Origin of the sequence: Paenibacillus sp. NPDC057886 (assembly GCF_042796655.1) — a bacterium.
In the GTDB taxonomy this organism is placed as follows: domain Bacteria; phylum Bacillota; class Bacilli; order Paenibacillales; family Paenibacillaceae; genus Paenibacillus.
In genome coordinates this window covers 134,748-159,634 of sequence record NZ_JBHVMZ010000012.1, presented here as the reverse complement: position 1 = coordinate 159,634, position 24,887 = coordinate 134,748, and the positions used below count along the sequence as shown (strand labels likewise).

Sequence of the window (24,887 nt, the reverse complement as noted above, 5' to 3'; positions counted from 1 at the left end):
CGTCCTGAGCCAGGATCAAACTCTCCAATAAAGTATTGAAAAGAGCGATAAGCTCATTTTGAAACTGACGAGATTAAAAATCTCATTTATTTTGCCTCGAAATCATACAGTCCGAAAACTTGTACCGATTCCTCAGCGTCGATCTTGCAAGCAAGATCGTTACTCACTCGTTGTTCAGTTTTCAAAGATCAAACTTGTTCTCGTTGCTGTCTTTTTTCTTCAGCAACTCTTATATATTATCACGTCCGAACCAACTTTGCAAGCACTTATTTTAAAGTTTCTTTCGAAGCTTATTTCATTCGCTTGCCGCACCGTGTTTCTCGTGTTTTCTTGGCCGGATTAATAATATATCATGTTCTAATACTAATTACAACCCATATTATAAATTATTTTATTTCACTACTTTTAGTTGATCTACTTTCCTATTATAAATGCACTCGAGTGGTTGTGAAGCTAACGGAATCTCGCGATATGCTCTATGAGTTCTATGGGATAGCCTATATTGGCTGTAATCTCACCGCCTAAGCTCTAATGAACAGTTTGTCTCGTAGGGGCATAAAAACTTTTCTTCATTAATGTCACTACTTAGTTAAGTTAGCTTCATTTGTATACTGCGTCTTTCATCATAGTAATAGGATATTGTTCAGTGATCTTATCGATCTTCGCCAATTCTCGTTTAGAGTCATTTTGCGTATTAATGTATTTCATATATGCGCATATCTTTATTTCAACATAAATCTCTCTTCCCTTTATGTATATACATGTCAGGCAACAATTCACTTCTCAAAATGAAGGGATCTTGTTCTTCTTGGCAATTAATTTTCCCAATTGCAAGGAAATTGCCGTTATAGATTTGCGCATTTTTTAATAATGAACACATTAATGAAAGAAATGAGAAAAATTCTGAAAAACCTTGGTCCTAAAGCATCATTTTCATTCAATAACTAACATTAATCTAACCCTTTTACGATATATCACATGGATACAAAGCACCATACGAAGAGCGAACACGCATCCAGATGGTCACAATTAGAAAAAGGAGTGAATTATTTTGTTAGATAAGATACGGTGGAGTACTCTTCCCTTCTTTGCTAAAAATCTCGTTATTTCATTCGGCAGCATTACGTTAATTGGCGTTATTTTAATCACAGCTGGATATCAGTTCCAAAAAGGCATTTTGATTCAACAGCTATATGATCAGGCTAAGGTAACGACGCAGAAATGGTCTGATGATCTGGATACAAGCAAGGTTCTTGAAGCAGCAAATGAGAAAAACTATGTCGGACCTGCCCAAAAGGTACTTCGAGACTATCTGGATTCGATCCACGAACTCTATCCCAATATCGCCCAGGCTTATATTTTTGGAACGGAGTTGGAAAAGGGAAATGAGACCTCTATTATCGCGATTCCAACCAGTCTCGTAGAATCCTTCGAAGAAGGTAATATGGCAGCAGGTACAATGTATCCCTTATCTTCACAAATTGTTGAAGCTCTTGAGGATATGAAAGTAGACAGCGAACCCGGATTAAGTAGCTTTTATACCGACGATTATGGCACTTGGACAACAATCATGTATCCCATTAAGAATGCGGAGGGCAATACCTATGCCGCAATTTACTTTGATGTCGATGCAAGCGCAGTTCCAAAAGGACTTCATAAGCTGATTACATACAGTAGTATTTTCCTTATCGTTTTCCTGATCCTATTTATGGTACTGCAGTATATTCTATTGAAGAAAACACTTAAACCAATCCGTGACCTTATGAAAGGTATTGAGTCTGCAAGCTCGGGTAATCTGGATGTAACCATCCAAACCGGACGGGATGATCTAGGAATTATCAATCAAAAATTCAATACGATGATTCAGCGGTTCAATGACACGATGTTCAAAGTCCAAACGACATCCTATCACCTCTCTGACTCATCCAAGAAACTATTAGATATTTCCGGGAAAAATAATGATAATATCCAGATGATCAGCAGCAATATCCGGGACATCTCTCACGGCCTTCGCTCCCAGGATCAGGCCAGCGTGGAAAGTGCCCGAGCAATGACAGAAATGTCTACTGTTGTGCAGACGATTGCCAGTAGTTCTGCAGATGTAGCGGATGAGGCATTAAGCATGGAGCAACGTTCAAATTCAGGCCATGAGATTATGCAACAAGTGGTTGAGCAGATGAGACTGATCTCCGGTGCTGTGAAGCACACGTCGGAATCTATACAGTCTTTGGAAAGCCGCTCCAACGAAATTAGCAGCATCGTAAATATGATTACGCAGATTGCCGATCAGACTAACTTGCTCGCCCTGAATGCTTCCATTGAGGCGGCTCGTGTCGGTGAGGAAGGAAAAGGGTTCGCGGTTGTCGCAGGAGAAGTCCGCAAACTCGCTGAACAGTCCCAAGATTCTGCCAAACAGATCCGCACCTTGATTGACGGGATTCAACGCGATATCCTTCAATCCGCCGAAGCTATGCAGCTTGGCTCTCAAGAAGTGGAGAAGGGATCTCATGTCACTATGGAGACGGGCCAATTCTTTGAAGATATTCTGAGAGCTACGAACAAAGTCGCTAACCAAATTCAGGATATCTCCAGCTCTACCGAAGAAATATCCGCCAGCACACAGGAAATGTCCGCTACTGCGGATGAGTTGTCTGCGAGCGTCAGCAAAGCAGCACATAGCAGCAAACAGATCGAACAATCCATTGCCGAACAGGAATCATCCATGGCTTCCATTGTTACTGCCTCTGATGAACTCTCGGCTGTATCAGGTCAATTGCAAGAACTGATCTCATTCTTCAAAGTAAGAGCAAACTAAGCCTGTTACCAAGTAAACAATAAGATCGTTAATAACGAAAAACCAAGATGCTTGAGAGTAATTCCTGCGTCTTGGTTTTTTTGCTATTCGTTAAATATGACGTGCTTGCAATGAGATAAAAAAGAGACCTTCCCTGCATCCAGGTCAGATCCCTTCTCTACTCTATCTTGTGCCAGCTTACTGGAGCTTGTCACTTGAAGTTTCGGTGTCATCCTTCTTCTTCGTGCCTTTACTTTTATAAGGCTTCGGGGTACTTTTCGCCCGGTTAGCGGCGGCTTGCCAACGGTTCCAGCCTTTTTTGCCAGTACCGCGGCCGGTGCCGCCTTTTCCTTTTGCTTTGCTCATGTTATCACTCCAATAATCCTGTATATGCTTAAAAATGACCGTCCTCGGTAACTTGATATGCAACCCAGCCCATCTTCTTCACTTCCAGCATTTCTTATTATAACAAAGATTGACGTCTTTACGTTCATTTCCATAAATCAGGATTACATTTCTGCTTTAGCATTGCCTGTGGAGTTAACACCTCTTACCACCCGCAGAGATAACAGGAAACAGATCGCCAGAACAGCAGCTGCTGAAACGTAAGGATAGTTGATATTCACATCAAATAGTGCTCCCGCTACAATTGGACCTGCGATGTTACCCAAACTTGTATAGGCTGAGTTCAATCCGGCCACAAAGCCCTGCTGTTCTTCCGCCAGTTTGGACATCTGCGTACTGATTGCCGGACGCAAAATATCCATACCAAGGAAGACGATAAACGTTACGACAAGAATCATCCAGTAGGTGTTCACAAACAAGGTCAACAGTACAAATACCGCTACAAAAAGCAAGCAGACCGAAATAACTTTTTTCTCACCAAACCGGTTTAACAGCCAGCCAATCAGTGAGACCTGCACCACGGCTCCCGCAATGGAACCAAATGTAATTATGAATGCAATATCCTTGGTGGTGAAACCAAATTTGTGATCCACAAACAGAGAAAAGACCGTCTCATAGTTAGCCAGACCAAACGCCATGACAAATACGATAATCAAACTGAAAAAGTAAGGCTCCCGGTACGAATGCAGCAACTGGGAAACCATGCCCGGGCCTTTGACCTTCGCTGCACCCGCAACAGGTTTGGTCTGCTCTCCGGTAATTCTGGTCGATTCCGGCAAAATAATCAACGTAATGATGGATGCCAGCAAACCCGCAATACCTGCCGCATAGAAAGGAATCCGAATGCCAAAGTCCGCGATATATCCGCCGATCCCCGGACCAATGATAAATCCTGTAGTAATTGCAGCATTGATTAAACCCATGCCTCTACCGCGTTCTTCATCTGTCGTAATATCTGCGGTATACGCCATAACTGCCGGGAAGATCATCGCTGCACCGATTCCACCAAGCATCCGGGCCGCGAAGAGCAGCGCTGGTGCATTCACAGCACCAAACATAAACTCCGAGACAGCAAAGATTAACATGCCGCCAACGATAATTTTTTTACGTCCCAAGATGTCAGACCAACGGCCCGCAACCGGAGAAAACAGAAACTGAGTGAAGGAGAATGCTGCTACCAACAAACCAACCGTGAACCCGGTGATATGCAGTAGATCCATGTACGCAGGCATAATAGGTACCACAAGACCTATACCTGTAAAAACGAGAAAAATATTAAACATTAACAGCAGCAATGCGCCCCTGTTCCGTGTAAGTAATGCCATGATTCCATCCTCCGTAGTTGTCAAAATGTTGCCTTAAGCTTTATCTTTTGCTATTCCATACAAGAATACGCTAGCCGCTTGGCGGTACAAGGCAAGAGCCTGTTCTGGCTCCATTCCGCGCGACAGTTGACTAAGTCCAATAATGGTACTTTCCAAAATGAGGGCAAGATTGTCTGCGTTGTCTGCTTTAAACTCTCCGCTCTCTATCCCCTGTTCCACCAATTGTTTGTTAAATTGAATATGCCGCTCAAACATCAAAGCTATTCGTTCTTCAATATCATTTTCTTTCTTTTCCCCCGTAAAGAACTCATCTGCCGCCTTCGTCAGCGGGTGATTCATATCATCGAGGATTAATTGTTCTGCCAAGCCGTAGATCTTCTCCGTAGAAGTATGATACAGATGTTCCTTGGCCGCCCAATTCTCTTCCCATTCCCGATCCCACTCATCAATCAGATACAGAAAGAGGCCTTCCTTACTTTTAAAATGGTAATAGATATTGCCTTTGCTGCTGCCTGTCGCAGCCACAATATCTTCAATGGAGGTTGCTTTATACCCTTTTTGCACAAAAAGAGCTCTTGAGGCATCCGCAAGTTTCTTCTTGGTCTGCTCGGTTTGAATTTGCTTTTTATTCATACTCATACATTTCACTCCACCTCTTGCATACTGAACGTTCGTTCTGTATTTTAACAGAACCATCAAACTTAAGCAATCAAAAAGGAGAATCGGCTTGGCGCCCATTCTCCCTCCACATCTTTATTTCACTTTTTTCCCTTGACCATGAAGTATTTTCAGTAGTCCATTTTCATAACCGACCTGATACGTAACCTGATATTTCGTGGTGACCAATTCACCGTCTTTCCGTTCATCCGCTGTAATAACCGCAGTGACCTCTATTTCTTCATTTGACTTATCTGAGGACGAAACTTCGGCAATGGTAACATAACTGGTGTTGATGTAACCTTCACGGAACTTGGCATAACTTATACCGCTCTGCCACTCACTGCCAAGCAAGGCATAGGCGGTAACATAGTCATTCAGATTCAGGTTCATATAAAATTCGGTCACCAGTCCCTCCGCTTCAAAAGAGGCTGTGTTTGATCCCGATCCCTGACTCCCACTCGCCTGAGCCGCCTTTGTAGAAGATGATGGTTTCTCAGACCAGGCTTGGACCTGCTTCAATACGCTGGTGATGGGAATGCTGAACCCGATTCCGCCTTCCTGCTCCACAACGGCAGAATTAATGCCCAATACTTCACCGGTGTCCGCACTGATCAGTGGGCCACCGCTGTTGCCGTGTGTAATGGGCGCCGAGATTTGATACAGATTACTATAGATATACGGGGCAATTTCGAAGCTGCGGCCGACACCGCTGATAATGCCTGTAGTTACGGTGTTCTCCAGACCTAGCGGACTGCCCAGAGCGAGAATCTCATCTCCTGTCTCCGCCTTGGATTTGGCGATAGGCAACGGTTTAACTTTTTTCAGATCAGGCACCCTGACGACAGCAACATCCATCTCTTCTCCAATCCCGATAACGGTTCCCTTATACTCCTCATGATTCAGGGTTCGAATCGTTACTTCCTTCGAGCCCTCCACCACGTGGGCATTGGTTACCACATCCCCCTGATCATTGTAGAGAAAACCGGAACCCAGTCCACTGCTGCTCTCAATCGTAACCACTTTCTTCTGACTCTCTTCAATAATCTGTTTACGTGTTTTCTTCGCGGCTGTCTGGGAGGACGGTTTAGATGCTGTGGTTGCCGTTTCCTTCGTAGTGATAACAGCCAGTCTCGGTTCATCCTGCAGCTGATCTGCTGAATACTGATGAATCCAGAACACCCCTCCTGCTCCCGCTCCAATAATGATTGCACTGGATATGATCGTACTCCATATTCGTTTGGCCATTCCAACCTGTCCTCCTATTCCAGATACCACGTTGCGTTCACTACAGAAACTTCAGCTTCCTCGTACACACCGTAATAATACGTTTCAAAAAATCCCTGATCCCCTACATCAAGCCAGTTTGGATACACATCCGCATAGGTTTGACCGATATATGCCCCGTCTGAGCTGTAGATATCCAACATAACCGTCACGGAAGAGATAGGCCGAGTGGCATTATTCACGATTGAGCCGCTTATATACAGGTCACCATACATATCAAGCGTCGCTTCTACTTCTACAATGCTCACCGCTGCTGTGCGGTTTTTCAGGTCTTCTTCTGCTGCTTGTTGCTCAGCAAGTTGAATTCGATCAGCTTCCGCTTTTTCAAAAGCCTTCTTCTCACTCAGCACCCGTTCGCGATATACTGTCAGTTTTTCATCCTCCGGCGCGTAGGACAGCCCCTGATCAACGGTTTGCAGGGCAGCCGTAAAATCCTTTTTCTTCACTTGCTGTTCAGCTTGCTTATAGCTAAGACCAGTCAGCTTGTCGATAATTTGTTTCTGAACTGCCTCTGCTTCCTTGCCTTTCAATTTCGATACAGTGTCCAATTTCTCAGCAAGTGCCTGTACGGTTGTCAAACTATCGATTTCTTTCTTCACCTTCAGGACAGCCAGTGTCACCTTGTTGTTGTTTAAAGTCGTACGCACCTTGGCAAATACCGGTTCTTCTCGCTCTTTCAACACTTTCGTTACAGCCTGAAGTGTCTTGTCACCAGCAGCAAGTTTCCCCGTTTTCAAACTTGTCGCAGCTTCGTTCAGCTGATTCATCAGATTGAAGGCCTTGGCTGTAATTTGGCGATCCTTCACAAGTCCATCAACATTGGGCCGTTTCGCAAGAGCCGAATCCAGAAGTTGAAGCGCCTCTTGATATTTGCCGTCCAAGGCCGCCTGCTCCGCTTGTTGATGCAGTGATTTTACCTCCGCATTGATACCCATCTCCTGCTTGTGATAATAAGTCAACAAGGTCCCCATCACCGCTGCCAGAAGCAGTGGAATAATCCAGCTAAATGCTCGGCCTTGTGCCGTGTTGCTCTGCTTTGGTGCAGACTGATGCTGTCTGGATAACTGATCTAGTGCTTTTCCTGTTCCACTTTCCAGACCAACCGCTGTTTCTGCCCAAATTTGTTCATCTGTAGAGCTTGAATCTTTTAATTTTGTTCTACACTTTCTACATGTGCTGTCCCCTGGACTGCTTTTGGTCCCACATACGTGACAATACACCCTGATCCCTCCATCAAAAAGAACGTATGTATACTATGCTACTTTTACATGAATCGACACTTATCATATAGTAAAAAGGTAAATTACACCATATGTTATTGGGATAAATCCGTGCCTATTCCTCCAAATCGAAATGGATGTGTAAATTTGTATGATTCGGATAAACGAACGCAAAAAGTGCCTCCCTGTTAATAGGAAGGCACTGACAAATGTATTCTATTCTTGCGCAGGAAAGCTACTTAGATCCATATAGGAAACTTCCCACAGATGATCATCCGGGTCCTGAAAACTCCACCCATACATAAACCCATGATCTTGAGGATCATTATACGGCTTGCCGCCAGCATCCAGGGCAGCTTGTACTATCAGATCGACCTGTTCACGACTCTCCACCGACAAGGCCACGATGACTTCCGCCGTGTCCGCCGCATTGGATATTTTTTTCGAAATAAAAGATTGAAAACGATCCTCCACCAGCAGCATCGCATAGATGTTGTCTCCAATGATCATGCAAGTCGCAGACTCGTCTGTAAAATTTACATTGAACTCAAACCCTACCTTGGTAAAAAAATCAACGGACCTCTTTAAATCCTTAACGGGCAAATTGACAAAAATCTGCTTGGCGCGAACAGCCACCATCGATCACCTCAATCTAATAGAGTGGATTTCACCTCAAAATAACATCTCGCGTATACGCTGTCAATTCTTTATAATAACGATATTCCAAACTGTGAGGTGAAACGGATGTTATTCCGAATCGTTCGAAGTAATTAGTCGTCGGGCTGGGTCAAAACGCGTACCAGCTAACATGGGATACGTCTGCCCTTTTGAGCCTGTTCGTCATCTAATCGTAACGATTTTGCACAACATCTGTCTAGAATCAAGAACTCACATTGGAGGAAGCATATCATGAAGAAAAAGATGGACTATACTACTTTTTACGAACGGATTGGTCGATTGAATGGCTGGGACTTCAGCTCCCTGAAAGTGACTTCAGAGGGTATTGGATGGAACTTCTACGAGGAAGTTACACGCTGCACCGAACCGTCCGATCTAATGCTTGATATTGGCACAGGTGGTGGAGAAGCTGTTCTGTCCATCGCGCATGCCGCACTGTTATTGGTTGGAATCGACCTTTCCCGGGGAATGATTGAGACAGCCCAGCGTAATCTCAAGGCATCCGGTTCCAAGTCGAATGTCCGTTTTGTGCATATGAATGCAGATCAATTGACATTTCCAGATCAATTCTTTAATGTGGTGTCTTCCAGACACTGCGACTTCTGCGCTACAGAAGTATTCAGAGTATTGGCCGATGGCGGTATATTCCTTACCCAACAAGTCAGTGAAAATGATAAATATAATCTCTCAGAGGCTTTTGACCGCGGACAATCGCTGGACGTTCAACCAGGCACATTAATGGAACGATACAAACGTGAACTTCGGGAAGCGGGTTTTCAAGACATTGAGGCGCACGAATATAATGCAACAGAATATTACGCCACACCTGATGATTTGCTTTTCCTGCTGACCCATGCACCGATCATTCCCGGTTTTGGAGAGAAGGAATCCGACTTAGAGTGCTTCCAACAGTTTGTTGAGCAAAATCGCTGCGATAAAGGGATTCGAACGAACTCGGCACGTTTTATGCTGACTGCTCGGAAATAAACTGAATTTATATTTTCCAACAATAAGCTACGAAAGGAAAAGCCCAGCCCCATTCACAAATCATATGAATGGAGGCTGGGCCTTTTAACAATTACTATCTGTTTTGATTATTGCTTCTATTATGAATTTGTTCTTTTATTTGTACAGCCCATTCAGGAAAATCTGACACACATTCTTGGCGTCAGGATCAATATCAACGTTTGTACCAATACGATCAATGATCAAGTTCCTAATTGTACTTTTATCACTGCCGTTATTACCTGCAAAAACAAACATTGTAGATCCCATTCTATGCATCATCCAAACTTGGTCCATGAGATATAGTTTCTTTTACTCCATCAGCATATTCTTTTATAATTTCTCCATCCGGAGTGCTGTAGACAACATATGTTCCATGTATTTTAGCGTCGAGCCGTGCTCTTTCACCTATTAATTTAATGATTTTTTTATATCCTCATTTGAGGACATTAACAACACCTCCACAACATTTAACATATCACGATTAATGCATATTTGCATCTTGAATAATTACGGTGTTACTCCCTTTTTCTCCAGGAAAGGCTTTAATTTATCCAAAACATAATGACTTCCGCCTCGTCCGTTCACTTGTTCAATGACCGCGGCTATAAGGAAGGATGGTGATTCAGTATCAAACACCACGACAAAACCGTTCTCCTGTCCTTTCTCCCCCTTTTTAGCCTTCAGCTCGGCAGTCCCTGTCTTAGCCGCCAGTCCTTCAGGAAGTGAGTTCAAGGAATGGGCCGTTCCTCCCGAACGGGTCACGACCTGGCCCAAGGCATCCTTCACCGTATTTGCAACTTCAGGCGTAATCACAACTTCCGGTTCGGCGGGTTCCTTTTCCTCTATCAGTACAGGCTTCACCATTTTTCCTTCATTAATAAAAGGGGTGAAGGACAACGCCAGATGGATCGGCGACATCAACATTTCTCCCTGTCCATAGGATGTGTCAGCGAGCAACACCTCGGATGACAGATCGAGATGAGCCTCGTTTGCATACTGACTTGGTTTCAAATACAGTTCATCCAGTCCAAAGTTGTCTCCAAATCCGAACTTCTGGATGCCATCTATGAACTTGGCGCTGCCCATCTCAACAGCTTCCTTCGCAAAATAAATATTATCCGAGTAGACCAGCGCATCCACCATGTTCACCGGGGATACACTTTTCACACGCTTCACATAGTAACCGCCCCAGCTCTCATCCTTGCGCCACTGCAGACCAGAGATATCATGCGATTTATCCGCTGTGGTAACCTTCTCCATCAGACCTGCCGCTGCCGTAATGGCTTTGAAGGTTGAACCTGGTGCATAGCGATTCGTAAACCTATTGATAAAAGGAAGCTTCTCATCTGCCGAATATGCATCCCACTCTGCCTGAGTCAGTCCTGTAACCATCTTGTTCGGATTATAGGCAGGCGCACTTGCCAGTGCCAGCAGATTGCCGTCCGTTGGATTCATCAGCACCATCGCTCCGGCGTCACCATTACTCGATAGTGTCTTATACAGTTTACGCTGTTGCTCGGAGCTGATCGTCAGTTGAATATTCTGTCCATCCACTGCATCCTTGCGGATAAGCTCTGAGCGAGTGTTTCCAGATTCATCGGTGATCTCGATCAGGCCACCTCGTTCGCCGCGAAGCTGTTTCTCCAGTGATTGCTCCAGTCCGGCTTTGCCAATCCAATCTTCTGCACGATAATAGCCTTCCGTATCTTTCTCGAGATCTTCCTTGGTGGCCTTGCGCACATAACCGATTAAATGAGCAGCAGCCTCGCCAAGAGGATAGTATCGTATTTCCTTGGATTGAACTTGCACACCAGCCAGTGCTGTAGGCACCCTGGAGTCCTCTGTTGAAGCAATCGGGACAAAATATTCCGGCTTCACCCATTTCTGTGCAAGTGCGGTGTTAATCGTATCTTCTGTTACTTTGTAATACTCCGCAATCCGGGCGATCATCGGCTCCGGATTTTCTCCCAGTTTCTCAGGTATGATGCCCCATTCATATATATTTCCCTTTGTTGCGAGTGGCAGCCCTTCACGATCAACAATGTCTCCACGTTCCGGGAAAAGTGTTCTCACCCGAACTTTGCTTCCCTTGACCATGTCAGTCAGAATCATGGATGGCTTCCAGTTGATCCGCCAGACTTTGCCACCTTCCTCAAGCTCTTCACGCACCAGTTTCAGTGTATGTGTCTCGTCCACTTCCCCCAAGAAGGTCGTTAACTGCAGACTGTAGTCCACTTCATAGGCATCCGGGTTTTGGTTTTTATTTTCATTACCAGTGTCGTCCGTTGTGGATTCGGTTACTTTTGGTTTCAATTCTGCCTTAACCGCTGAAACCTCCATGCCCGAATAGATCGCGTTGTATTTCTCCACAAATTGCTCACGGTTCATGCCTGACTCATTCAGCGAAGCAGGTGTCATCAAGGTATACAGTTGATCGAATTCTTTCTTTTGCAAATGCTCTATGTATTGATCTACGACGGGCTCGGGCTTCACTTCCTCCGCTTTGCTATTCTGCATGTATAAGTACATTCCGATTCCACCGGCAAATAAGATGGGAAGCAGTCCATAAATAATTTTACGTTTCGATTTCATGATCATATCACCTCTAATATACACTATAGATTTCAAGCCCCAATTAAACAATGGAACAAATCTGACGAATTTATCATTAAAAATAGCCGAAAGCTCACATAATATGTTTAAATAAGGATAGTGAGACTACAGTAAAGGAGCCCGATGATGGAAATCAGCTATTTTTTACTCCCCAAAGCCGAAGTGGCCTATATCAAGTCTTCCGCTTCCATGAAAGATGCGATCGAGCAGCTTGAATTGCAGCATTATACAGCCATTCCCGTGATTGACCAGGATGGAAAATATGTTGCCACCCTGTCCGAAGGCGATTTGTTATGGAAAATGCGGAGCACCCCCGGACTGACATTTGAGACGATGGATCAGGTCCAGGTACACGAGATCGACAACCGTGTATATAATGAATGTGTCTTTATTAAGGCGGAAATGGAAGATATGCTGACGTTGGCAGCAGATCAAAACTTTGTGCCTGTCGTGGATGTGGACCGTGTCTTCCTCGGTATTATCCGTCGCAAGGATATTATTGAGTATTATACGCGCAACATCTCCGACTAAATTTAGAATGAAAATAGGCCTTTTGCTGATTACAATGGCAAAAGACTGCAACAGAAATGACGAGTCCTTGGGCAATGTCATTAAGTTATGTTTACTTAACTTAATGACATTGAATCCTTGGCTCGTCATTTTTGTGTTTTCAGATAACATCCAATTCCCATTTTCATCTTTGCGAAAATAACAAATAAACATATTGTGCAAATTTCGACAAATAACTACAATAATTATTATGATACGACAAAATTAACCATCGAAAATTGAACCAATGACTCTATATTTATTGAGGTCCTATCTCTTTTTTCAGAATTTGTTCAGAATCGTTTAGTACAATGATCACATTCTTTTTATCCGATAGGCGGAACTACTCAGAAAAATCAGGAAGAGGTATTCACTTGAACTACTTAAGTACACGCAACAAGATACTTGTCACGGCTACTGTGATTATGTCTTGTATTTACGTCATTTGGCGTACATTCTTCACGATCCCTTTCGGACATGGCCCTCTCGCCGTGACCGCAGGTCTTGCCCTCCTCATTGTCGAACTTATAGGTATGTTCGAACTGGCTGTCCATTTTTACAATATGACCAGGCTCGAATATCCTACACTTCCCGTTGTTGACGAAGCCTTATATCCGGATGTGGATGTATTTATCGCAACTTATAATGAACCCACTTCGCTTCTGTTCAAAACGATTAACGGCTGTTTGAACATGGATTATCCTGATCGCTCCAAAGTACATATCCATCTGTGTGATGATTCCAACCGTCCCGAGATGCGGGAACTGGCTGCGCACCTGGGCATTAACTACCTTACGCGAACCGAGCATGTACACGCCAAGGCGGGTAACCTGAACAATGCCATGAAGCATACGTCCTCCCCGCTAATCGTCACCTTTGATGCAGACATGATTCCGAAGCATGATTTTCTGACGTCGTGCGTTCCCTATTTTCTTACCGGAGAGAAAATTGGTTTTGTACAGACACCACAGAGTTTCTATAATCCCGATCAGTTCCAGTACAATCTGTACTCCGAGAACCGGATACCGAATGAACAGGATTATTTCTATCGGGACGTACAAGTGGGACGCAACAAATCCAACTCCGTCATCTATGGCGGAACAAATACCGTACTCTCCAGACAGGCACTGGAAGACGTGGGCGGTTTCTATACAGGCTCCATTACAGAGGATTTTGCTACCGGTATTGAAATGCAGAGCAAAGGATACCGGTGCTTCGCCACCAATAAAGTACTAGCCTCTGGACTTGCTCCCGGTGATCTGAAAAGTCTGATCAAACAGCGTCAACGCTGGGCGCGCGGTTGTATCCAGACAGGCAAAAAGATGAACCTTCTTTTCAAGAAAGGACTTAGTTTTGCCCAAAAACTGAACTATATCTCTTCCATTACCTACTGGTACTCCGGGTTAAAACGATTGCTGTACATCATGTCACCCATATTGTTTGCCGTGTTCGGCGTTCTGGTTGTGAAATGTACCATTCTGGAGATTCTCGTGTTCTGGTTGCCGATGTATCTGTTGACCAACACCTGTCTGCGAATGTTATCCGGCAATATTCGGACCACCAAATGGACCAATGTATATGAGACCATTTTGTTCCCATCCCTTCTGCCAGCCGTCATTCTGGAAACTCTCGGCATCACGATGAACAAATTCGTCGTTACCCGCAAAGACGGCGCTCAAAATGATGATCGGAACTATCAGATTAAACAGATGATTCCTCATCTGATTCTGGCCGTACTATCCATTATCGGAATCGTGAATTGTATCCACTGGACATTTAGCCAGGGAACGATTGGTTTCCTCGTTGTGCTGTACTGGTTGTTGATTAATTTCTACAATATCATGATGTCGATCTTCTTCCTGGCTGGACGCAAAGTGTTCCGCAACCACGAGCGCTCAATGGCTGCCGTGGATTGCACACTCACAACGGAAGGCGAGACCATCTCCTGCATCACTAACGATCTCTCGGAAGGCGGCATTTCCGTCATGCTGGATACACCGAAATACATTCCAAGTGATATCGAGATTGGCATTAAACTGGTGAATGATCGATATTCCAGCGAGTTTACAGGCAAGGTGGCGCATGTCGCTTCGATCGGGAACCGTTGGAAATATGCTTTTACCGTCAAGGATATCACGGAACAAGAGCAGCGCCAGCTGCTGCACATCATCTATGATCGCGAACCTACACTGCCTCAGAAGCTGGACAAGGATATCAGTACATTTGAAGACATTCGCCTGAATTTTGTACGTCGGGGTCAGAGTGAGTTCATGTCCAACCGGAAGCTGCCACGAATTGCGCTAAATCGCGAATTGCAAACGCCAGATCATGGAACCGTGACATTGCTGGATTTCAACTATGAATTCGTCCTGGTGGAGAATGAGCCTCATGATTTGGCCAATGAGATCCAACTTCCGCTTGGCGAAGACATCTCACTGGAATGCGTGTGGGTGCAATCCCTGCGTGACAAACGAGGCAATCTGTACCGTGTGACCAATATTCGTGATATGGCTCGCAACCATCAGATTCCCATATTGGAAGCTCTGCTGAAACGGTGGAATAAGGAACATATCCAGCAGGGCCCTAAAGGCTCTTCATCCCGGGGCAAAGACAACGTCTCTTCGGACGAATTGAACGAGATGGCTTATTTATAGAACGGAGGCAACTGAAGCATGATCAAGAAGTGGAAACAACTGACACTTGTCGCCAGTCTTGCTGTGTTATGGAACATATATCCCGTTCAGGCTGTTCAGGCAGAACAGCTCAAGGTGAGTGGGACTACACTTCATGAATGGAACAACGGAGCCAAGGTAGACGCCAGCGTTGATAACAAAGGCAGTATTCAGATTAAGACTTCTACGCAGGGACTCAAAAAAGGCTATTATTCGGCCTACGTCTATGAGCTGCAGAATCGAGACTGGTCAAGCTATGGTGCATTGACCTTCTCCATCCGCAATGAGTCGGACCAAAAGCTGCCTCTTAATATCGTCCTGACCCAATCGGATAAACTCTCCCTTACTGTGTCCGATGATCGAAACGTCATCGTAGTCGAGAAATCAACCGGACAGGCTGAACTGGTTCGCCCGATATCCGGCCTGATTGCGTTGGAACCGGGATTTGTCGGACAGATCCGTATCCCCTTTTCCAGCCTAATGGTCCAGGACAAAGCCAGCACGGCAGGTCAGGTGAATTTGGGTAAAGTCATTGGCTGGGGCATTACAACCACAACTCCCGAAAACGCCAAGCTGAGCTTCCGCATCGGCAACATCAAGCCGTTGTCCAAGAAGCAAGCTGTGGTGGAAAACGGGCTCACCACCTTGCAAATGGCTGGTGACGAACGCGTGGTAAAGCCTGTAGCCGGGGAATCCATTGCCCAATACAGTGTTGAATCCTTCTCAGAAGAAACGCCTGATGTAAAATTCCAGCTCGACAGTCCCGTGCAGGGAGTATCCATTACACCGGATGGACTGCTGACGCTTCATACCGATGTCGATGCCGAGCATGCCACCATACGTGCACTTGTGAATGGCAAATGGAATCTGACAACGACCGTCATGCTGGATCGCTCTTCGGCCATGAATGTTCAGGAGAAAGACGGGACGCCACGTTCTATTCCTGACCCATCTGAAGTTACCAAGGTGCTCAGCCCTGCGGATCCACTGATGAAAACATCGGTGGGATGGTTTATTCGACTCTTGTTAACAGCTGCCGGAATCCATGGACTCGTCCTCTACTGGATGTGGAGAAGACAACGGAATACCCCCGGAGCCATAAAGCGTCGTTCCCGGGAAGATCGACAAGCAAGGCGTCCTTTTCGCATGTAAATGACCTTGCAGACCAACTCGCATCCTGAGATGCGGGTAATTGTTTTACTTGAGCATGTTGCATCAATAGCATCAATCGATACAACGTGCTCCCTTATATGATCCTCAAGGAGGAAAGGCAGTGCTCTTTTCCAGTGTAATCTTTCTTTTTTATTTTCTGCCGCTTGTGCTGGGGCTGTATTACATACTGAGATTCTCGGTTACGGCCAAAAACATGCTGCTGCTGGTTGCCAGCCTATTCTTCTATGCATGGGGTGAACCGTGGTTTGTCCTCATCATGCTGGCCTCCATCTGTTTCAACTATATCTTCGCCCTGCTTGTGGACAAGTTCAGAGAACGACGGAATGCCGCTTACACCATCATTACGTTGATGCTTATCGTCAATCTGGGTATGCTGTTCGTCTTTAAATACATGGCTTTTGCACTGCGTATTGTGAATGAGAATACAAGCTTTGGCCTAAATATCCCGAATATCGCGTTACCGCTAGGGATCTCGTTCTTCACCTTCCACGGAATTTCCTACGTCATCGACGTGTATCGTGGACATGGTGCCGTGCAGAAAAATCTCTTTTATGTGGCGCTTTATATTTCCTTCTTCCCTCAGCTCGTTGCCGGACCGATTCTGCGCTATAACACGATTGCGGATCAGATGGTCAACCGTAAAGAAAGTTGGGACAAGTTCGCACTGGGCTGCTGCCGCTTCATTGTGGGTCTGGGGAAAAAGGTGCTGTTATCCAACAGCATGGCGATTGTCGCCGATCACATCTTTAGCATGGGTGGCACCTCGGATATTCCGGCAAGTCTGGCATGGCTTGGAGCCATCGCCTATACGTTGCAGATTTATTTTGATTTCTCAGGATACTCCGATATGGCAATTGGTCTCGCCCTCATGTTCGGGTTCAAGTTCGAAGAGAACTTCAGATATCCGTATATCTCCCGGTCCATCACTGAATTCTGGCGCCGCTGGCATATCTCGCTCGGCACCTGGTTCAAGGAATATGTCTATTTCCCGCTCGGGGGATCACGTGTCACCAACAAGGATAAAATGATTCGCAATCTGCTCATCGTCTGGGGACTGACTGGCGTGTGGCATGGTGCGGAGTGGACATTTGTAGTCTGGGGATTGATTAACTTCGCATTCATTGCATTGGAGAAAATCTCTAACTTTGATAAAGGAACCCGCTTCAACCCGCTGCGGCATCTGTATGCCATGTTTATTGTGGTCATCGGGTGGGTGATCTTCCGTTCACCGGATCTGCTGCAAGCTGGCAACTATCTGGGCAATATGTTCGGACTGTACGGCAATGGATTCTGGAGTGATACAACCTGGATGTTCCTGAAGGAATACGCGCTCTTCTTCATTCTGGGTATTCTGTTCTGCATGCCGATTGCCACCCGGATGAACAAACTGATGGTCGACGGCGCACGTTTCAGCAAACCATTGGAACTGGTATACCCTCTTACCATCATCGTTTTATTCCTGGTCTGTGTATCGTATCTGGTCAAAGGTACATACAATCCGTTTATTTATTTCAATTTCTGAGAGAAGGCACAAGCATGCACAACTTTTTTGCCAAAAAGAGAATCACGGCTTTCCTCTTCATTCTCGTGCTCGTGACATTCTCTGTCCTAAATATTATCCAGTCCTTCGGGCCGATCCAAAAGACGCTGGCTTCAGCGGACTATCATTATTCTGAAGCCAAAGAACTGATTCACGAACTGGATGACGACATTAATGAACATGTCTTCGATAAATTCGGCTTCGTGGAAGCGTACGGATATATGCAGTCACTCATGTGGAAGAACGAGGAGAACAACTTCGAGGTCGTGAAAGACATGGAGGGCAAGCTGCACTATACCTACTTTGCTACAGGGCCGACGGATACGAAAGATCTGTCGGATCAGGTTGCTGCGCTGGGAGCACATTTAGACCCCAAAACAAAGCTGACCTATGTGATGACACCAGATAAATACGTACGTGGGTATACGCAGTTCCCGGAAGGCATTCCTTACAATTATAACAACGAAACAGCCGATGGCTTTCTGGCCAATCTCGAGCAGGATGGCATCGATACGGTGGATCTGCGCGAAGGTCTGTTGGAAAGTGGTATTCCGGCAAAGGATCTCTTTTTCACCACGGATCACCACTGGAAAATCAAGACCGCCTTCTGGGCCTTTGGCCAGCTCGTGAATCATCTGGACGGCATGTATGACAAACCGCTGGACCCGGATCATTATTTCACGGACTTAAATAACTATAATGTGGTTCCATATCAGGATATTTTCATTGGATCACAGGGGAGAAAAGCCGGGAAATACTTTGCTGGTGACGATGACTTTGATCTGATTTATCCGAAGTTCAAAACGGACTATTCCTTCTATTTCAAGACCGGCGAGACGGAAGCCACACTGAACGGTCGCTTTGAGGATGCTTTACTTACAACCTATCCGCTGAATGTGCAAGGAGCTACCTATGATCTAACCGCTGACAAGTACTTTACGTACCTGTACGGAAATCAGGGAATTGTTCATGTGGTGAACAAAGACAAGCCCAACGGACTCAAGGTGCTGTTCATCAAGGACTCTCTCGCCGTGCCGATGATCTCCTTCCTGTCGACCGTTGTGTCTGAGATTTACCTGATTGATCCACGGTATTATACGGGAGACATCGTGGATTTCGCCAGCAAAACCGACCTGGATCACGTCTTTGTATCGATATCACCGCAGGATCTCGTAGATGAATTTTTCCCTTACGGATCAAAAGATTAATTCGATGAAGGATCATTCATCTATATAAAGTCGAAAGAAAGGGTACCCCACAGCCAATGATCTGGCAGACAGGGTACCCTTTTCTTTTGTAATCCAATCGATCAGTTTCGTTCACGCTTCGCCTTCTGTTCCTTATAATATTGCAAAACGTCACGCGGGCTTCCTTGAAACGCTCTCTCCTTGCCATATACATACGCCAGGTCCAGATTTGCAAAAGCTTCATCATGCTGCTCTAGCCTCATGCAGACTATACCCAGCTCAATCCACGGCCCGGTATTAATATCCGAGCTTCGCGTTTGCAGTGCGATTTCAGCCCATGGCTTCGCCAGCGCGTATTGCTCCAGGTCCATATGTGCATTCACGTGACAGGAAGCGATCCAGCTTGCCATTTCCCAGTCCGTCTTCGGCTCGGGTAACATCCCCCAAGCCTGATCATAATAGATCAGGGCTTGCTCATGCTGCTGCGTTTCATCCAAGACATTGCCTGCTTCTACCGTTTCGATAATTTGTCTCTCCAGTTCGGGATGCTCCGGCGTCAAATCTTTCAATCCGTAATCTCCTCCTCCAGTTCGAAATACCATTCCAGAAAGGTATTGAAGTTCGCCCACTGCGGTGTACTTTCACCGCTCAGGAAACGTTCGATCGATTCACCAAGCTCGACCAGAGCCACATCTCCCGTTTGGCGGTTATAAAAGAATCCACCCTCGCCCTCAAAGCTGTCCAGCGGGATGTAGGCATCTGGCAATCCTAACGTGAGTTGAGCCACCGTCATGTCCTCCAAATATACGGTGTTTTCCATCACCCAGCAGATCTGATAGATCTCCTGATGTCTGCTGTAAAAGGTCGGACCATCATCAGCATGCAAATAAAAATGTGCAAAATCAGATTCAAGATCAATACCCAGTTTACGTAAGGCTTCTTCGTACTCTGCCGGCACATCTTCATGCCACCAGCCCTGATTTTGACAATAATCAATCACTTTATTGGATAACATATTAAGCCTCCTAATGAATAGAACATGATGCAGCCATGGTGAGTAAACCCTCTAGTACTATATAATTGAACTAAAGGTTATTTACACTTGCCACTCCGATGACAGAACAACCTTTAGATCGCTGTTATCCGTTAAATCACGATAACGGTTTAACAGGTATCCATACTTGAGGAGGAAGACCCTGACCTCTGTATACCTCAAGTTCCGGAATTCCCGCGTGCTTGTAAGGGGTGGCTGCGAACCATTCGCTCATAATATACTTCCACAACCGCTGTATCGCTTCTGGCGCCAATTCATCGGCTTCAAACACCATCCAGTGGGACGCGGGAATCTCTATTGAAAACAAACCCTCAGGTACTTCCCCGGAGTGTGAAGTTGCGATCCAATATTCCATTTGATCACTGTGTAGTTCCCTTTGATCTATACAAATGCCCACCAAACCGGAGACGGCCCCGTTATTAAACTCGTTTAAACGATCTTCTATCCCGTCTGCCAAAGCTTCCTGCCACATCTTTGGAATCTCTCTCAAATTCTCGCCATCCACACAAGAGAACGTTCGTTTAATGCCTACAAAAGTTAGGGACTGTTGTTCAATCAAGTTATCTTTCACATTCATAAAACATGCTCCTCTCAGAATGAACCGAATTATTTAGATGGCTATTCAACATCTTCAGAAGACAGATTAATTGCAGAGCGATATGGAGTGTGATTACCCATCACCCATTCATGAAACAATTGATGAGCGCTGCTGGCATCCGGAGCCATGAAGAGGTACGTTCCCTCCACCTCTCGGCGGCTCAGCCTGGAGTCAAAAAGCTCCTCTTCCAGCACGATGCCCTTAAAGAAACCATCAACCACCCTGCCCAGACGATCCACGATGAGATTTTCATATTCATAGGGAAACTGTTGGATCTCGTACACATCCCGATCCGAATGATGCCATTGCAGATGCTCCATGATTTTGGAATACGTGAAGCTAACGGCGCTCGCCATTTCCCGATCCAACGGCTGGTCAGCGGTGAAGCGGGTCAGTTCCATAATACTGTTCACATACTTCCAGAATAACGTCTGGTCGAAGCGCGCTTCCTCGTGCAGCATGTACAAAAAGGTATTCTCCTCCGCGCGCGCATTGCGCAGCAATTCCTGAAGCGATTGTTCCATATGGTCATACCTCCGCTATGTACTACAGTTACTGTATCAAAAGAGTAGGACGATTGGAAATATCACATATGTAAAAGAAGCCCGCATAACTGCGGACCCCAATTTAATAATGATCTTCCCTAATAGAATTCTATCAAGAAAAAACCTCGCGAGTACGGAACGTACGATAAGTACCAAGTATGACTCCGATAGCAACTACAGCCATGATGATCATATACAAATTCAAATAGGACAGCTCTAGTCCAAATACGGAATAGCTTGCCGGCGTTTGAAAAAGCCTCGTTACCCGCATCATAGTACTGAATGAAAATTCCTCAATCCACTTGGCCCATCCCGGGTTGAAGTTCAACACATCGAATGCCAGATAAGGCACACCTACAATCGCAACATTAATGATTATGGCGACAAACGACGTTGAACTAACCACAGAGACGCATAACACAATACATCCAAACACCAAGCTGCCTGCCAAGTGAGTGACCAACTGTACTCCATAATACTGAACCGCCGATAACCGATAAGGAGAAAATTCATAGTAAAAGCCTTGGAAATACATCCCAACACTCTGGATGGGGGTATCTGCTCCCGCCAAATTCCCAAACCTTAACCAGTAGATCAACAAGTTGACACTTGTAAACAATATGACGCATAGCACTACATATAACATGGAAGCCATCCATTTAGCTGATACGATTTGGCTTCTCCCCCGTTTGCTGCTGCGTAGTAATGCTGCGGTTCCCAGTGCATATTCCTCTGCAAATACGGGCGCCAATCCCAGCAGAATCATGATCATCATAAAGAGCACCCCAAATTGATCAATGTATTCCAACAGATAGCCCCATGGTTTATTGTAGTGAATCTCGGAGACGGTAACGGTTCGTTCCATGACATTCCCGCTGTCATCATATCTGGTGAAGTTCTTGGTGGATTCCGGCGAAAACATCGAGATTTCATAGAATACGCCATATTGATTCTGTTTATTTTCTTCACTGTAACCCTTTTTTTGCATCTGATCCCGTGCGGCCTGAACCTTCTCCTCCGTAATGGCTCCTTCATAGGGTTTGTAATATGATGTACCGTTCAACGGCCCGGAATGTCCGAGACAGGCATATAAAACAAGAAGCACAAGTAGCCCGGCGAGTGCCAGATAAACGCTTTTACGCGTCATTATTTTAGCAAATTCAAATTGGGTTAAACGAATCACGATGTCGCCTCCTCGTCAAAATAGTGCATATATACGTCTTCGAGACGAGGAGTCTCCAGTACAGCTTGCGGTACAGGTTGTTCTTTGGAAATAATTCTGGCTACAATCCCATCCGCCTGATAGGACAAGCCACTTACCTTGAAATGCGAGGTAAGCTCAGCTAGCTGCTGCTGCGTTAGAGCTGCCGTCCAAACGCTGCCCTGCATCCTGTTCATGATCTCTTCCGGCGTGTTCCGAGTGATCAGTTGACCTTCGTTCATCAGAATCATTTCCTTACACGAGAACTCCAGGTCAGAGATAATATGCGTCGATAACAGTACAATTCGATCTCTACCCAGCTCGCCGATAATGTTACGGAACCGAATACGCTCTTTGGGGTCAAGACCAGCCGTGGGTTCATCGAGAACTAGAATTTGCGGATCATTCAGCAGCGCTTGGGCAATTCCTAGCCTCTGCCTCATGCCCCCAGAGAACGTACGAATTTTATGTTGTGCCTGCTTTTCCAGGTCAACCATTCGTAATGTCTCCTGCACACGAACAGTGGCTTGACTCACACTCAACCCTTTCAACGAACACATGTACATGAGAAATCGATGAGCACTGAATCGGTTATAAAATCCAAACCGCTGCGGCATATAGCCCAATATACTGCGATAACGATCCCCCATTTGTTCAATGGATTGCCCATCCAGCAGAATTTGCCCTGATGTTGGCTTGGAGATGTCGACTAGCATACGAAGCAATGTTGTTTTTCCTGCTCCATTCGGTCCGAGCAGACCGTAAACGCCACCGCTGGATATCTCCAGCGAGAACGATTTCACGGCCCACTTGTTCCTGTACTTCTTGGATACGTTATCCATGGTCAATATCAAAGGAATAACCTCTTTCCGTTTGTGATGTATATTTTCGCGTCATCTGCCCAATCTGACTGACCAACAGAATGACTCCGCATAATGCAAGTGCAGCAAGCACTGACGTCTGAATCGATTGTACTAGAGTAATGAATCGTGGATTGCTTAATACAAGCCACAAGCATCCGAACCATGCTACCAAAAAGATACTAACGGCTGTTCCACCCCGAACACGCATAGCCAGCCACAAACTAGCCCCTGCCGCAATTATTAGCTGGGTATACCATAGGCCTATGGCACTCCATGAAATGGAACCACCTGCTCCCCCGGATACCGCTAGCATAAGTAGCAGCACAAATGCCATATTTCCTGCGAGTACTACAATCAGGCGGGTGAGCATCAGCTGCTGTGCCGTAATTTTGCAGGTTAGTTCCATTTCCATCAGCCCTTGATCCCGACCTTTGAATACTTCCAGCAGCCCGAGAACAAAAGGTACAGGTACCAGAACAAGTCCACTCATGTAAGGGTTGATTGTACTGTGGATTCCCAACCAGAACCCGATTAGCAGAAGCATTGCACACACCAGCCAGTAGGATTTGTGGAAAATCATCACCTCACCTCGAACGATCTGGAACAATTCTCTTAATGACCTCCCAGGTGTTTGTTGTAGATGTTCACTCATCTGTCCCGGCATGTGTGCCTCCAGTGCCCTGATCGTCTTATCGATCTCCATCTGGGATGGAAACTCAACGGCATATTGATCCAGGTAAGAGGCAATCTCGCTGAATTCCTCCATCTCCAATTCAGTGGTGCGCTTCCTTTTATCTTGGCTTTTTGTACGTTTCATCTCGCTCACCTCCCACAATGATCTCCTTTAATTTCGCTATGCCCAAGCGTATCCGTGATTTCACCGTCGATTCGTTACTTCCCGTCAGCTCGGCAACTTCCCTGATCTTCAGTCCGTTGTAATAATTCAGAATGACAGCATCCCGCTGCTGCTCCGGCAAACTCAGTACCGCCTGTCTGACTTGGTCATTCTGAAGCCGTTTATAGAAGATATTCCACACATTCTGGTGCTCACTGGCAGGGAGGGATTCTTCCGTTAACTCACTCTCTCTGTTTTGCTGCTTGAAATCCCGTCCCCGAAAGTAATCCATGCAATGATTCACTGCAATTTTCAGCAGCCAGTGACTGAATTTCCCGTTGTCCCGGTAGCTGCCAAGTGACTTCATCATTTTTACAAATATCTCTTGGGTTAGATCATAAGCAGTATGATAATCTCCAGTTTTCCGGTACACATAAGTAAATATCGAATGATAATGTCGCTTCACTAGTACTTCCATCGCAGCCCGGCTGCCTTTATGAATCTCATGAATCAACTCTTCATCACCCAACCTCCCTCACCCCCTCAATTCAATTAACGATAACTTGATCATAAAAGATCATAAATATTGATTTCATTTATTTGGATATAGGAAAGTATCTTAAATGCTAATATTCCTTCAATAGGACTGTCCTGATTTTGACTTCCTTATTCTGGTGCAACTT

Annotated in this window: 22 protein-coding genes; 7 read left to right on the top strand and 15 right to left on the bottom strand. The window is 45.5% G+C overall.

What is annotated here, in order from left to right:
• The first annotated feature begins 1,051 nt into the window (after window positions 1-1,051).
• Window positions 1,052-2,815: a methyl-accepting chemotaxis protein gene (locus ACFVQB_RS30870; RefSeq protein ID WP_379448508.1), complete on the top strand. Its 1,764-nt coding sequence runs from the start codon at window positions 1,052-1,054 to the stop codon at window positions 2,813-2,815.
• Window positions 2,816-2,992: 177 nt separating this feature from the next.
• Here the strand turns inward: ACFVQB_RS30870 and ACFVQB_RS30865 are convergent, their stop codons facing one another.
• The 6 genes from ACFVQB_RS30865 to ACFVQB_RS30840 form a co-directional block, all read right to left on the bottom strand.
• Window positions 2,993-3,160 (bottom strand): DUF3934 family protein, encoded by a 168-nt coding sequence (locus ACFVQB_RS30865; RefSeq protein WP_379448506.1) that lies wholly within the window; start codon window positions 3,158-3,160, stop codon window positions 2,993-2,995.
• Between the two features lie 143 nt (window positions 3,161-3,303).
• Window positions 3,304-4,524: an MFS transporter gene (locus ACFVQB_RS30860; protein WP_379448503.1), complete on the bottom strand. Its 1,221-nt coding sequence runs from the start codon at window positions 4,522-4,524 to the stop codon at window positions 3,304-3,306.
• A gap of 33 nt (window positions 4,525-4,557) precedes the next feature.
• Window positions 4,558-5,157: a TetR/AcrR family transcriptional regulator gene (locus ACFVQB_RS30855; protein WP_110001783.1), complete on the bottom strand. Its 600-nt coding sequence runs from the start codon at window positions 5,155-5,157 to the stop codon at window positions 4,558-4,560.
• 120 nt (window positions 5,158-5,277) lie between these two features.
• The gene (locus tag ACFVQB_RS30850) at window positions 5,278-6,429 is read right to left on the bottom strand and encodes a S1C family serine protease (protein ID WP_379448499.1); all 1,152 of its coding nucleotides are present in this window, start codon (window positions 6,427-6,429) and stop codon (window positions 5,278-5,280) included.
• Window positions 6,430-6,443: 14 nt separating this feature from the next.
• A complete protein-coding gene (locus tag ACFVQB_RS30845; RefSeq protein WP_379448496.1) occupies window positions 6,444-7,688 on the bottom strand; it encodes an FxLYD domain-containing protein in 1,245 nt (414 codons plus the stop codon).
• Window positions 7,689-7,904: 216 nt separating this feature from the next.
• Window positions 7,905-8,324, bottom strand: a complete 420-nt coding sequence (locus ACFVQB_RS30840) for a VOC family protein (RefSeq protein WP_379448520.1) — start codon at window positions 8,322-8,324, stop codon at window positions 7,905-7,907.
• A 273-nt stretch (window positions 8,325-8,597) separates the two neighbouring features.
• Here ACFVQB_RS30840 and ACFVQB_RS30835 point away from each other — a divergent pair, with 273 nt between their 5' ends.
• Window positions 8,598-9,353: a class I SAM-dependent methyltransferase gene (locus tag ACFVQB_RS30835; RefSeq protein WP_379448492.1), complete on the top strand. Its 756-nt coding sequence runs from the start codon at window positions 8,598-8,600 to the stop codon at window positions 9,351-9,353.
• Window positions 9,354-9,881: 528 nt separating this feature from the next.
• On the opposite strand, the gene pbp4 is transcribed toward ACFVQB_RS30835, so the two are convergent.
• The gene (gene pbp4, locus ACFVQB_RS30830; protein WP_379448489.1) at window positions 9,882-11,966 is read right to left on the bottom strand and encodes a penicillin-binding protein PBP4(5); all 2,085 of its coding nucleotides are present in this window, start codon (window positions 11,964-11,966) and stop codon (window positions 9,882-9,884) included.
• Between the two features lie 147 nt (window positions 11,967-12,113).
• Here pbp4 and ACFVQB_RS30825 point away from each other — a divergent pair, with 147 nt between their 5' ends.
• The 5 genes from ACFVQB_RS30825 (at window position 12,114) to ACFVQB_RS30805 (ending at window position 19,129) form a co-directional block, all read left to right on the top strand.
• Window positions 12,114-12,518 carry a CBS domain-containing protein gene (locus ACFVQB_RS30825; protein WP_024631266.1) on the top strand — a complete coding sequence of 135 codons (405 nt, stop codon included), beginning with the start codon at window positions 12,114-12,116 and terminating at the stop codon, window positions 12,516-12,518.
• Between the two features lie 392 nt (window positions 12,519-12,910).
• A complete protein-coding gene (locus tag ACFVQB_RS30820; protein WP_379448487.1) occupies window positions 12,911-15,190 on the top strand; it encodes a glycosyltransferase in 2,280 nt (759 codons plus the stop codon).
• A gap of 18 nt (window positions 15,191-15,208) precedes the next feature.
• Entirely contained in the window at window positions 15,209-16,360 is a 1,152-nt protein-coding gene (locus ACFVQB_RS30815) for a hypothetical protein (RefSeq protein WP_379448485.1), read from the top strand.
• Between the two features lie 121 nt (window positions 16,361-16,481).
• Window positions 16,482-17,903, top strand: a complete 1,422-nt coding sequence (locus ACFVQB_RS30810) for an MBOAT family O-acyltransferase (RefSeq protein WP_379448482.1) — start codon at window positions 16,482-16,484, stop codon at window positions 17,901-17,903.
• Window positions 17,904-17,917: 14 nt separating this feature from the next.
• A complete protein-coding gene (locus tag ACFVQB_RS30805) occupies window positions 17,918-19,129 on the top strand; it encodes an alginate O-acetyltransferase AlgX-related protein (RefSeq protein WP_379448480.1) in 1,212 nt (403 codons plus the stop codon).
• Window positions 19,130-19,230: 101 nt separating this feature from the next.
• Here the strand turns inward: ACFVQB_RS30805 and ACFVQB_RS30800 are convergent, their stop codons facing one another.
• The 8 genes from ACFVQB_RS30800 to ACFVQB_RS30765 form a co-directional block, all read right to left on the bottom strand.
• Window positions 19,231-19,677, bottom strand: a complete 447-nt coding sequence (locus ACFVQB_RS30800; RefSeq protein WP_379448471.1) for a hypothetical protein — start codon at window positions 19,675-19,677, stop codon at window positions 19,231-19,233.
• Window positions 19,674-20,123: an SMI1/KNR4 family protein gene (locus ACFVQB_RS30795; protein WP_379448468.1), complete on the bottom strand. Its 450-nt coding sequence runs from the start codon at window positions 20,121-20,123 to the stop codon at window positions 19,674-19,676. Before ACFVQB_RS30795 ends, ACFVQB_RS30800 begins: the two co-directional genes overlap by 4 nt.
• A 136-nt stretch (window positions 20,124-20,259) precedes the next feature.
• The gene (locus tag ACFVQB_RS30790) at window positions 20,260-20,739 is read right to left on the bottom strand and encodes a GyrI-like domain-containing protein (RefSeq protein WP_379448466.1); all 480 of its coding nucleotides are present in this window, start codon (window positions 20,737-20,739) and stop codon (window positions 20,260-20,262) included.
• Window positions 20,740-20,780: 41 nt separating this feature from the next.
• Window positions 20,781-21,284 carry a hypothetical protein gene (locus ACFVQB_RS30785; RefSeq protein WP_379448462.1) on the bottom strand — a complete coding sequence of 168 codons (504 nt, stop codon included), beginning with the start codon at window positions 21,282-21,284 and terminating at the stop codon, window positions 20,781-20,783.
• Window positions 21,285-21,417: 133 nt separating this feature from the next.
• Window positions 21,418-22,488: an ABC transporter permease subunit gene (locus ACFVQB_RS30780; protein ID WP_379448459.1), complete on the bottom strand. Its 1,071-nt coding sequence runs from the start codon at window positions 22,486-22,488 to the stop codon at window positions 21,418-21,420.
• On the bottom strand, window positions 22,485-23,360 hold the full coding sequence (locus ACFVQB_RS30775) for an ABC transporter ATP-binding protein (protein ID WP_379448457.1): 876 nt from the start codon (window positions 23,358-23,360) through the stop codon (window positions 22,485-22,487). Before ACFVQB_RS30775 ends, ACFVQB_RS30780 begins: the two co-directional genes overlap by 4 nt.
• Window positions 23,341-24,186 carry a hypothetical protein gene (locus tag ACFVQB_RS30770; protein ID WP_379448455.1) on the bottom strand — a complete coding sequence of 282 codons (846 nt, stop codon included), beginning with the start codon at window positions 24,184-24,186 and terminating at the stop codon, window positions 23,341-23,343. Before ACFVQB_RS30770 ends, ACFVQB_RS30775 begins: the two co-directional genes overlap by 20 nt.
• A complete protein-coding gene (locus ACFVQB_RS30765; protein WP_379448453.1) occupies window positions 24,161-24,733 on the bottom strand; it encodes an RNA polymerase sigma factor in 573 nt (190 codons plus the stop codon). The genes ACFVQB_RS30770 and ACFVQB_RS30765 overlap by 26 nt, the downstream gene beginning before the upstream one ends.
• Window positions 24,734-24,887: the final 154 nt, after the last annotated feature.